We start from the raw sequence: 11,845 nt of genomic DNA on the forward strand, positions 1-11,845 counted from the left end.
GTGGCAATCAACGCCCTCCGCCCAGGTCGATAAAACTGCCGGTGGAATAAGAGGCCTTGTCCGAAAGCAACCAGAGGATTGCCTCGGCGACTTCCTCAGCGCGGCCGCCGCGCCCCATGGGCAGGCTCGCTTCAAGCTTGCTGACGCGCTCAGCATCACCGGACAATGCGTGAAAGCCGGTATGGATGTAACCCGGCCGCACGCCATTGACCCGCACGCCCTCGCCCGCCACTTCCTTGGCCAGGCCCAAGGTGAAGGTGTCCAGCGCGCCTTTGGAGGCAGCATAATCGACATACTCGTTGGGTGAGCCCAGGCGCGCGGCAACCGACGACACATTGACGATGGCACCGCCGTGCCCGCCGTGGCGCCGGGCCATGCGCAACAAGGCGTGCTTGGCACACAGCATCGGCCCGACGACATTGGTCTTCATCACCTCAAGCAGCCGGAACTCGGACATGCCCTCAAGCCGGCTCTGCTGGCCGATGGTGCCAGCATTGTTGACCAACGCGGTCACAGGCCCCAGTGCTTGGTCGACGCGCTGGAACAGATGCACCACTTCGTCCTCGACGCAGGCGTTGGCGCGCACGGCGATGGCCACGGCCCCCAGTGCGCGCACCTGAGCGAGGGTATGTTCGGCAGCCTTTTCGTCAGCATGGTAGTTGATGCAGACGCGATAGCCCTCGCGGGCGGCCTGCAAGGCAGTGGCGGCGCCGATGCCGCGACTGGCACCGGTTATGACGATGACGTTGTGCATAGTGGTTTGGAGTGGTTCAAGAACGGTGATTCGACAATAGGTCAAAAGCCGCGCCAATGGAATGAGCGATCCGGTTAGACAAACCACTGCGCGCATTTGTGGGTTTGATTGCGAACAGGTGCCGGGATGCTTTGCGCGAGGTATTCAATTTATGGGCGTAGGCCTGGATTGAATCAACGAGCCTCATTGCGCCAAGGACAACAGGATGATCAGACCCACCAAGCCGCGCTGCCTGACGCTTTGCACCCTGACATTCAGCTCTTGCTCTTGCTTCTAAGCGCGCGATAGCTCAGACAACGCGAAAGGCGACTTCAGGAGGCCGAGCGCAGGCGTCAGCCAAAACCATCGCGCTCTAGCTTTGGGCTTTGGGCTTTGGGCTTTGGGCTTTGGGCTTTGGGCTTTGGGCTTTGGGCTTTGGGCTTTCAAATCAGGGTTACATTCATTTGCCATGGTGGCGCGGAATACGCTTTTCGCCTTTACGGCGACCTACTTTTTGACTGGGCAAAAAGTAGGCAAAAACCCCCGCTCCCATCATCCGGCCCCTCCGCTTCGCTCCGGGGTCCCCTCACTCCGGCGCCTTCCGGGCCCGCGCGGCCTACGACTTGCTACGCAAGTCTACATCTCGCGCCTTCGGCTACGCCGAAGGGGTGCTACGCACCCTGGCCCTCCAGACGCCTGCGTTCGGCCTCCTGAAGTCGCACTCTGTGTCGCCTGAACTATCGCGCGCTTAGAAGCCAAAGCAACAGCAACAGCAACAGCAACAGCAACAGCAACAGCAACAGCAACAGTAAAATCAACAACGAGCGCTAGAGCGAGAGGACAGCTACCTCATCAATGCCCCGCCGAAGCCGGCCCTGCCTTGGCCGTAAACGGCGGCTTGGCCAGCCATACCAGCAAGATCAACCCAGCAAACACCCACGTCATCAAGGTGAAATAATCCACCGTCGACATCATGTATGCCTGGGCATTGACGATCTGCTCAAGCTGCGCGTAGTTCTGCGTGCTGGCCCCGCCCAACTGCTCAAGCGTATGCCTCGTCGCCGGGTCGAACTGGCTGATGTGCTCGCTCAGGTAGGCATGATGCTGATCCGCCCGGCGAATCCAGATCCAAGTCGTCAACGACGCAGCAAAGCTGCCGCCCAACGTACGCAGGAAGGTCGCCAGCCCCGACCCATCGGCAATCTGCTGCGGCGGCAGGTCCGACAGCAGGATGCTCAAGGTCGGCATGAAAAACAGCGCCACACCAATACCCATGAACAACTGCACCAGGGCAATGTGCTGGAAGTCCACCTCGCTGGTGAACCCCGCCCGCATGAAGCAACTGGTGCCAATGGCCAGAAACGCCAGGCCCGCCAGCACCCGCAGGTCGAAGCGATGCGCATACTTGCCTACGAAAGGCGACATGATCACCGGCAGCACACCAATCGGCGCCACCGCCAACCCCGCCCAGGTGGCTGTATAGCCCATCTGTGTCTGCAGCCACTGAGGCAAGATCAGGTTGATGCCGAAAAAACCCGCGTAGCCCCCCACCAGTACGATGGTGCCGACCCGAAAGTTGCGGTGCACGAACAGGCGCAGATTGACCACCGGATGACGGTCGGTGAGCTCCCAAATGACGAAAATCGCCAGAAAGACCACCGAAATCAGGCTGCCAATAATGATGAACGACGACTCGAACCAGTCCAGGTCATTACCCTTGTCCAGCACCACTTGCAGCGCGCCCACACCCACGATCAACGTCAACAGGCCGATGTAGTCCATCGGCTGGCGGCTGGTGACCACTGGCCGGGCGCGCATCTGCTGGCGCACCACGGCAGCTGCGAACAGGCCGATCGGTACGTTGATGAAGAAGATCCACGGCCAGCTGTAACTGTCGGTGATCCAGCCGCCCAATATGGGACCCGCGATCGGCGCCACCACCGTAACCATCGCCAGCAATGCCAGGGCCATACCGCGCTTGGCGGGTGGGTAAACCGCAATCAGCAGAGTCTGGGTCATGGGATACAAGGGCCCTGCCACCACACCTTGCAACACCCGAAAGCCCACCAGCTCAGGCATCGACTGGGCGATGCCGCACAGAAACGAGGCCAGCACGAACAACAACGTCGCCCAGATGAACAGCTTGACCTCGCCAAAGCGCCGACTCAGCCAACCAGTCAGCGGCAAGGCGATGGCATTACTGACTGCAAACGAAGTGATGACCCAGGTGCCCTGCTCGTAGCTCACACCCAAGTTGCCGGAAATGGTCGGCAGCGCCACGTTGGCAATGGTGGTATCGAGCACCTGCATGAAGGTCGCCAGCGACAGACCAATGGTGGTCAGCAGCAGGCTCGGCGGGGTGAACTGGGCCGGCGCGTCGTTGCTCATCGCTCGACCGTCTTGCCGGCGGCACTGTTCTGGTGAATCAGCCTGGCAATCAGCTGGTCTGCCTCGTCCAACTGGCGGTCGTACACCTGCGTGGTGTAGCTGGCCTGCTGTGGAGGCTGCTGAGCCAGGGTCGGGCCACGCTGGTCATGCAGGTCCACGTCGACGACGGTGGACAGGCCAATGCGCAGGGGGTGGTCCTTGAGTTGGTCAGGGCTCAGGTGAATGCGCACCGGCACCCGCTGGACGATCTTGATCCAGTTGCCGGTGGCGTTCTGCGCAGGCAGCAGCGCGAAGGCGCTCCCGGTGCCGGCGCCTAGGCTGTCGACCGTGCCGCTGTACTTGACCGAGCTGCCGTACAAGTCAGCGCTGACCTCGACCGGCTGACCGATGCGCATGTCGCGCAACTGGGTCTCTTTGAAATTGGCGTCGATCCACACCTCATCCAGCGGGATCACTGCCATGGTAGCGGTCCCCGGCTGCAGGCGCTGGCCAAGCTGCACGGTACGCTTGGCGACATAGCCGGTTACCGGGGCAACCAAGGTGGTGCGGGCGTGATCGAGGTAGGCCTGGCGCAAATCAGCGGCAGCCGCCATCACTTCAGGGTGCGAGGACACCACGGTGTCGTCGACCAGTGCGCTGCTGGTGTTCAGTTGCTGGCGCGCACTGTTGACTGCGGCCTGGGCGACGGTCAGGTCATCCCGGGCATGGGACAGCTCTTCCGCCGCGATCGCGCCACTGGCGGCCAGTACCTTGCGCCGGTTGAAGTCCTGGTGAGCCTTCTGCAACTCGGCCTGGCGCGTTTGCAACTGAGCCTTGAGCGAGTCGACATTGCTGTACAAGCCGCGGACCTGTCGCACTGTCCGCGCGAGCTTGGCCTCGGCAGCCTGCTGCGCCACTTCACTGTCCGAAGGGTCGAACTGCAACAGCACCTGGCCAGCATGCACCAGGTCGCCATCGTCGGCGCCAATGCTGATCACGGTACCGGTCACCAATGGCGTGATCTCCACCACGTTGCCGTTGACGTAGGCGTCGTCGGTGTTCTCATACCAGCGCCCGACCAGGCTGTACCAAGCCCAGGTACCGGCGCCGACCAGCAGCACCAACACCAACAGGCCGAGCAGCCAGGCCTTGCGTTTACCCGGCGCTGGCGCGTCGGTCGGAGGGTTTGCAGTGTCTGCGGAAGTGGCCATGACAGTACCTTGAAATATTCGAAACAGGGATCAACGATCAGCGAAGCGGCGGATCGTCAGAGGGTCGCCGGCACTGAGCAGTATTTTGGCCAACAGGCTTTCCAGAGCCTTGAGCTCGTCTGCTTGCAGCGCGCCGACCAGTTCGTTCATTGCCGCCGCGCCGATCTCTGGCAGGCGGTCGGCCAGGCGTTGCCCCTCCCTGGTCAACGCCAGGCGCACCTGACGGCGATCATCGGCGCAGCGGTTGCGCATGATCAGGCCCTTGTGCTCAAGGCGGTCGAGCATGCGGGTCATCGAGCCACTGTCCAGCCCGAGGTAACGGCACAGTTCAGCGGGGGTATCCACCTCGTACTGGGTCACGATGATCAACACCTTGAACTGCGCTGCCGTCACACCCTCAGATTCCAGGTGCCAATCGAGAATACGGTCTTTGAGGATGGCTGCGCGGCCCAACAACATGCCGATGGCACAGCTCTGGAAATTTTCCGGCGTGAAATGGGACATGAATATCGGCTCAAGCATTTGTTTAAAAATATTACTGCCTAGGCAGTAAATGTCAAAGCCTTCGTTAGCTGGCTATGTAAATAGCGACGAAGGGTTTGCCCGCAGCGGTTGTCGCGAAGCATTCTCAAACATCGGAAATTCGTCACGAAATCCAGGAAAACCCGCACAACTGATAGTCATTCGCCATTAGCTCGTTTTCGCCCCCCCCTGTGCAGGGTAGAATGGGCAAAACCCGGAGCCCTGATGAACCAAGACCGCCTCAACCCCAGCCCCGACGACGCCATCACCGACGCTGCCGCGCATTGGTGCATGCGCCTGCACGCCGATGATTGCACAGCGCTCGAACATGAAGCGTTCGCCTGCTGGCTGGCGGCTGACCCGCGGCATGAAGAGGAATACCGGGCGATGCTGGAGATTTGGCAAACTGCCGATCACCTCCCGCGCACAGCCACGGTCATCGACTTCAACCAAACGGCGCAGCAAGCGCCACAGGTACGCAACTGGCGGCCGCTGGCGTCGGCGGCGGCACTGGCCCTGCTGGCCTTGCCGCTGGCAGCATGGCTAGGCTGGACCCAGGGCTGGCTGCCCAATGACTATCAGCACTTTGAAACCGGCGATCAACGGCGCACCGTGCAGTTGAGCGACGGCAGCCAGGTCGAACTTAACCTGCACAGCGAACTGACCTACCTCAACTACAAGGACCAGCGCCAGGTCACGCTCAAACGCGGCGAGGCTTACTTCACGGTGCAGCACGACAGCAAGCACCCGTTCATCGTCCGCGCCGGCAGTGGTCAGGCACGGGTCACCGGTACGCAATTCAATGTTTGGAAGTACCAGGACCAGGTCAAGGTCACCCTGGTGCAGGGGTCGGTGCTGGTCAGTAGCGAGGGCAGCACCGGCGGCTACCGCCTTGGCCCTGGCATGCAGGCCAGCTACCACAGCGGTGACTTCGAGCCACAACTGGCCGAAAGCGACGACTATGGCAACAGCCTGGCCTGGCGCCAGGGCAAATTGGTGCTCGACAACCTGAGCCTTGAGCAGGCGCTGCCAGTGATCAACCGCTACCTCGATGCGCCGCTGCAGTTGGCGGACCCTGCAACCGGGCGCATCCGCATCAGCGGCATCTACAGCACCCGCGAAGTCAGGCGATTGGTCGACAGCCTGCCCAAGGTGCTGCCGATCTACCTGACCCGCAGCAAGGACGGCAGCACCGTCATCAACAGCATCCTGCCGCCGCCGAACAAGGGCTGAGGCTTTACAGCGTCATCGCCGCCAACCAACCGAACGCCAGTAACGGTAGGTTGTAGTGAAGGAAGGTCGGCACAACGGTGTCCCAGATATGATGATGCTGTCCGTCCACGTTCAGGCCTGAAGTTGGCCCAAGGGTCGAGTCCGAGGCCGGCGAGCCGGCGTCACCCAACGCGCCTGCGGTACCGACGATGCACACGGTGGCCAGTGGGTCGAAGCCCAGCTGCATGCACAATGGCACGAAGATCGCTGCCAGGATCGGCACCGTGGAGAACGATGAGCCGATGCCCATGGTCACCAGCAGCCCCACCAGCAGCATCAGCAAGGCGCCGACGCCTTTGCTGTGATCGATCCACTGCGCCGACGCCTCGACCAAGGTCTTGACCTCACCGGTTGCTTTCATCACCTCGGCAAATCCGGAGGCTGCGATCATGATGAAACCGATCATGGCCATCATCTTCATGCCCTCGGTGAACAGCCCGTCGGTTTCCTTCCAGCGAACGATGCCCGACAGCGAGAAGATCAAAAAGCCCACCATGGCGCCGATGATCATCGACTCCAGCCACAATTGCACAACGAACGCCGCAGCGATTGCCAGCGCTGCAACCAGCAGGGTGAGCGGGTTGTACTGCACGCTGACCTGCTCGACCTGCTCGATGCGTGCCAGGTCGTAGTCGCGCTTGTTGCGGTAGCTGACGAACACAGCCAACAAAAGGCCGACGAACATGCCCGCCGCAGGGATAGCCATGGCGTGGGTCACATTGACCCCGCTGACGTCGACCCCTGCCCGCGCGACATTGGCCAGCAGAATCTCGTTCAGAAAGATGTTGCCAAAGCCAATCGGCAAAAACATGTAAGGGGTGATCAGGCCGAAGGTGATCACACAGGCGACCAACCGACGATCGATGCGCAGCCGCGTCAGCACATACAGCAGCGGCGGCACCAGTAGCGGGATGAAGGCGATGTGAATGGGCAGAATATTCTGCGATGACACCGCTACCACCAGCATGAGCCCGATCAGCAGCCATTTAACCTTGCCACCACTGGCGTGGCCCTGGCGGTCGATCATGCCGAGCGCGCGGTCGGCCAGGGCGTGAGCCAGCCCAGACTTGGCAATAGCCACCGCGAACGCCCCGAGCAACGCGTAGGACAGTGCCACCGTGGCGCCGCCTCCCAGGCCACCATTGAAAGCCTTGAGCGTACCCTCGACCCCCAGCCCCCCGATCAAACCACCGGCCAAAGCGCCGATGATCAGGGCGATGACCACGTGCACGCGGGACAGGCTCAATATCAGCATGATGCCCACCGCGGCGATCACTGCATTCATGGTTTGGCTTTCCTCTACCAACAGACAAAAAGCGCGCACTCTGAAGCAGTGCAAGGCAGATGTCAAAAGCGCCATGACAGGACGTAATCGTCCAGCACTTAAATTGAATGTTTGAATAAAGAAAAAACCCAGCGGGTCGATAAAGCGGGAGGCTGGAGGGCGAATTGCGCCTACTGACACTTGCAAAGCCGGGCGGTGGCGCCCTTCGAGGCAACTTCCTCCTGCCCTACTACCAAAACCCTTACTGCTAAAAAGGGATTGCACCCCATGCCTTTGCGACAACTTTCCATCCAGTGGAAAATCACCCTGCTCGCCGGCCTGTGCCTTGCCAGCATCGTCACCCTGCTCGTCGGCCTATCGCTGTACCGCATGGACCACAGCTCGGACCTGGTCAAGGCCAGCAGCATGCAGATGCTTACCGAGGCTGCCCAGGCGCGTATCGAGTCGCAAGGCGAAGTTCAGGCGCTGAACATTCGCCGCCAGTTCATGGACGCCTATCAGTACGGCGCAGGCTTCTCGCGCCAGGTGCTGTTCCTGCGTGAGCAGGCGGAAAAGCGTTTTCTGGACGCTTTCGACCTGCGCGAAGACATGACCCGCCAGGTGCATGCCGCACTGCAGGCCAACCCTGACCTGCTCGGCCTCTCGCTGGTTTTCGAGCCCAATGCGCTGGACAACAAGGACAGCCTGTTCGCCGGCAAAGCCGAGCTGGGCAGCAACGAAACCGGGCGCTTCGCCTTGTATTGGTCGCAGCCCCGGGCGGGTCAGCTGACCGCAATGGCTTTGCCCGAACATGATATGACCAACACCGAGATAGGCCCCAGCGGACAGCCAGCCAATACGTGGTGGACCTGCCCGCGCAGCACCGGCAAGGTCTGCGTGGTGGAACCCTACTTCTATGATATCGACGGGCAGCGCGTGTTGATGACCAGCATCGTCTTCCCGCTGACGGTCAACGGTAAGATCATTGCTACGCTCTCGATCGACATCAACCTCAATAGCTTGCAGGCCCTGAGCCAGGATGCCAGCCGCAACCTGTACGAAGGCCGCGCCACGGTTGGCATCCTCAGCCCGGTCGGCCTGCTGGCCGGCTATAGCGCTGATGCCAGCAAGCTGGCTCAGCGCTTCGACCAGGTCGACCCTCGCCAAGGCGCGGAGCTGGTACGCAAGATGGCCAGCGGCAAACTCAGCATCCTCCACGACCAGGCGCGCCTGAAAGTGCTAGCGGCGTTCGAGCCAATCCCAGGTGCCAAACCCTGGGGGGTGATGCTGGATGTCCCGGAAAACGCCCTGACCGGCCCTGCCGAAGCCCTCAAGCAAGAGCTCGACACCCTTAACACCAGCGGTACGCTGCTGGAGCTGGGCCTGGGCTTAGGTGCAGCCGTCGCCGGCTTGCTGCTGGTGTGGCTGATGGCCCGAGGTGTGACCAAGCCGATCCTTGGCGTGGCGGCGATGCTTGAGGACATCGCCAGCGGTGAAGGCGACTTGACCCGCCGTCTGACCTACGACAAGCGTGACGAACTCGGCGAGCTGGCAGGCTGGTTCAACCGCTTCCTGGACAAGCTGCAACCGACCATCGCCGAGGTCAAGCGCTCGGTGCAGGCTGCCCGTGGCACCGCGGACCAATCCTCGTCCATCGCGACCCAAACCAGCGCTGGCATGGAGCAGCAGTACCGCCAGGTGGACCAAGTGGCCACCGCCTCCCATGAAATGAGTGCCACCGCCCAGGACGTCGCCCGCAGCGCCGCCCAGGCCGCGCAGGCTGCCCGTGACGCAGACCAAGCCACCCGCGAAGGCCTGGCAGTGATCGACCGCACCACCAGCAGCATCGACGCCTTGGCAGACAACATGAGCCAGGCCATGGCCGAAGTCCAAGGGCTGGCCCAGAACAGCGAGAAAATCGGTTCGGTACTGGAGGTGATCCGCTCGATCGCCGAACAGACCAACCTGCTCGCGCTCAATGCTGCCATCGAAGCGGCCCGTGCCGGTGAAGCCGGCCGCGGATTTGCCGTGGTCGCCGACGAAGTGCGCAACCTGGCGCAGCGTACTCAGCAGTCGGTGGAAGAGACACGTCAGGTAATCGAAGACCTGCAGACCGGCACGCGCGATGTGGTCGGCAGTATGGACCACAGCCATCGCCAGGCCCAGGGCGGCGTCGAGCAGGTGAGCCAGGCGGTGACTGCGTTGCAGCGCATCGGCCAGGCGGTGAGCGTGATCACTGACATGAACCTGCAAATCGCTTCGGCCGCCGAAGAGCAAAGTGCGGTGGCCGAGGAGATCAATAGCAACGTTGCGACCATCCGCGATGTGACCGAATCGCTCTCGGGCCAGGCCAATGAATCGGCGCGGGTCAGCCAGTCGCTGAACAGCCTGGCCAACCAGCAACAGGCGCTGATGGATCAGTTCCGCGTCTAGCCCTGGGCCGTGCAGTCATCGGTGCTGCAGTAGCCCTGGTCTGGCAGGTAGAAGCGCCCTGCCTGGACGATGCGATCGAGCAACGCCATGGCGCCCAGCACATTCGGGCGGGCGCCCATTGGCAGCGTATCGGTCAGAGGCAGCGTGGCATCCTTGTACCCCGACTCCATGACCAGCAGATGCATCTGGTCGGCATTGAGGTAGAGGTGATGCTCTTCGATGGCGTAGGCCTGGATAAGGGCCAAGGCCCCGGTTACCAGGGGTGTGGCACTGGAGGTGCCGCTGTAGCTGTCGGTGTAATCCCGGTCGTGCTCATTCCTATCCTGCAGATCGCCGTAGCCCGTGGTGGCTACGCTGTCGCCCCAGGCATTGAGCATGCGGTAGCGATAGTTGTAGTTGGAATACTGATGCGGCTTGCCATCCCATGAATGGCTGGCGCCTACCAGAATCGCATCAGCATCGCCAAAATCCTCGAAATAGCTGAACCGTGCCAGGTCAACACCATAACCTTTAGTGGTAGCTATCCTGGGGTCCCCCTGCCAAGTGCCATTGCACGCCGCATTGAGTACCACCGCACCTCGGGCTGTCAGCGCGCGGGTGACGTCCCACCAAGCCTGATCATGCAGCGACGGCAGGAACGTACCCAGCGCATTGATATTGGCTGTCTGCCGATTGACCGCAACGATATCTCCCGGATTCACATAGGCCAGCATTTTTTTCAGGGTCTGAGAAAACCCCTCGGCGTCCTTGGCTCGGTTGTCGTAAACGAACAGCTCTGCGCCGTGGCAGATGCCTGTCATGCCAAAGCCGTTGTCGCGGGCAACCAGGATGCCCACCGAGGCGGTGCCGTGCTTCTGATCGCTGTTATCGGCCGGCGGTATCAGTTTGAGTTTTGGGTTGTCGCGCAGGTCCTCATGGTTGAAATACAGGCCTGCGTCCGAGAAATGCACGCGCGCGCCCCTGCCATTGACACCCGCCTCCCAGGCTTTACGAATGTTCAGCCCCTTCTGCTGGGCGTCCGGTGCGTTCAGGTAGCGTTGCAGTGCGGTGAAGTCCGGAGTCGGCTGCGCCTCGCTGTGCGCCCTGTTGCCGGCGACGAAGGCGGCGCCCGTCAGTAAGGTGGCGAACACCGCCGAAGCCCCCAGAGCAAACAAATTACCAGGCACTACCTGCGGTGGCACAAAGGCTGTCTGCTCCACGTAATCCAATGCCTCCAGGCTCTGGATCAGTGCGACGAAGGTGGCGTTGGACATGCTCGCAGGCTGTTCCAGCCAATAATGGTTGGCCAGCACCGCAAAGCGCTCATCGTTGCGCTCTTGTGCGTTCAAGAAGGGTTGTACATCGATCATCCGGGCAAGCCCCGGCCAGTGGCGTTGCAAAAGCGACGCCGAGTCAGGCTGCAGGTCGGCCATCAAACGGGCGAAACCTCCCTGCTGAAAAACCAGGATCAACGGCGGGTAGCGCTGGCCCTCTGGCTGGTAAGGGAACCTGACCGGCATAGGGTCAGACACTTGGCGCTTGCGACGCTCTGCCTGAGCAGGCAATGGCACGCGATCAAGGATGCGCCGGGTCAACTCACTCTCGGCAACCTGCACGACGAACGACGCCAGGCGCAAGATACCGTTGTCCAGCAGTGCAGGGTCCAGTTGCAGCGCCGCGCTATCGATCAAACGCACTTTGGGGGTTATCAGGTAGTGGCCGGCACGCACATCGCAGCTCAGAGTCGCAGGGCAGCCATAGTTGGCGACCTTGGCGCTAGTGGTTTGGGAAGGCACGGTAACGCCGTCCAGGTGAACGATGTCGCCGTCAGGGGTTTTGCGCTCCAGCAGATAGTGGATGGACTTGACCTTGGGCAAGTCGTCACCGATGCAGCGCATGTGAAACTTCCCATCGAAGGTGAAATTACGGTAGTACACGAAATCCAGCTCAAGGCTCATGAGTAGCTCCTGTAGACCACGGCCCGGTTGGGCGCGGCTTGCCAGTCTCATGAATCTGCAGCCGAGCACGCAGGCTGAAGTCGTTCCAGCGCTTGGCCTGGGCAAC

At 61.5% G+C, this 11,845-nt stretch carries 8 protein-coding genes; 2 read left to right on the forward strand and 6 right to left on the reverse strand.

From position 1 onward, the window contains the following. Positions 1–7: 7 nt before the first annotated feature. The 4 genes from J5M56_RS00445 to J5M56_RS00460 form a co-directional block, all read right to left on the reverse strand. Entirely contained in the window at positions 8–754 is a 747-nt protein-coding gene (locus J5M56_RS00445) for an SDR family oxidoreductase (RefSeq protein ID WP_207868986.1), read from the reverse strand. Positions 755–1,585: 831 nt separating this feature from the next. Further along, positions 1,586–3,121: a DHA2 family efflux MFS transporter permease subunit gene (locus tag J5M56_RS00450; protein ID WP_060479099.1), complete on the reverse strand. Its 1,536-nt coding sequence runs from the start codon at positions 3,119–3,121 to the stop codon at positions 1,586–1,588. Next, the gene (locus J5M56_RS00455; protein ID WP_207868989.1) at positions 3,118–4,311 is read right to left on the reverse strand and encodes an HlyD family efflux transporter periplasmic adaptor subunit; all 1,194 of its coding nucleotides are present in this window, start codon (positions 4,309–4,311) and stop codon (positions 3,118–3,120) included. Before J5M56_RS00455 ends, J5M56_RS00450 begins: the two co-directional genes overlap by 4 nt. Before the next feature lie 30 nt (positions 4,312–4,341). Next, positions 4,342–4,815 carry a MarR family transcriptional regulator gene (locus tag J5M56_RS00460; protein WP_207868991.1) on the reverse strand — a complete coding sequence of 158 codons (474 nt, stop codon included), beginning with the start codon at positions 4,813–4,815 and terminating at the stop codon, positions 4,342–4,344. Positions 4,816–5,058: 243 nt separating this feature from the next. On the opposite strand from J5M56_RS00460, the gene J5M56_RS00465 reads away from it, so the two are divergent. Further along, positions 5,059–6,066: a FecR family protein gene (locus J5M56_RS00465; protein WP_207868993.1), complete on the forward strand. Its 1,008-nt coding sequence runs from the start codon at positions 5,059–5,061 to the stop codon at positions 6,064–6,066. A gap of 4 nt (positions 6,067–6,070) precedes the next feature. On the opposite strand, the gene J5M56_RS00470 is transcribed toward J5M56_RS00465, so the two are convergent. Next, positions 6,071–7,390 carry a Na+/H+ antiporter NhaC family protein gene (locus J5M56_RS00470; protein WP_207868995.1) on the reverse strand — a complete coding sequence of 440 codons (1,320 nt, stop codon included), beginning with the start codon at positions 7,388–7,390 and terminating at the stop codon, positions 6,071–6,073. Positions 7,391–7,657: 267 nt separating this feature from the next. On the opposite strand from J5M56_RS00470, the gene J5M56_RS00475 reads away from it, so the two are divergent. Next, positions 7,658–9,802 (forward strand): methyl-accepting chemotaxis protein, encoded by a 2,145-nt coding sequence (locus J5M56_RS00475; RefSeq protein ID WP_060479104.1) that lies wholly within the window; start codon positions 7,658–7,660, stop codon positions 9,800–9,802. Here J5M56_RS00475 and J5M56_RS00480 read toward each other — a convergent pair. Further along, a complete protein-coding gene (locus J5M56_RS00480) occupies positions 9,799–11,739 on the reverse strand; it encodes a S8 family serine peptidase (protein ID WP_207868998.1) in 1,941 nt (646 codons plus the stop codon). The two genes, J5M56_RS00475 and J5M56_RS00480, sit on opposite strands and share 4 nt — an antisense overlap. Positions 11,740–11,845 lie beyond the last annotated feature (106 nt).

The sequence above is a fragment of the Pseudomonas sp. 51_B genome (genome assembly GCF_017491595.1).
Taxonomy (GTDB): Bacteria; Pseudomonadota; Gammaproteobacteria; order Pseudomonadales; family Pseudomonadaceae; genus Aquipseudomonas; species Aquipseudomonas promysalinigenes.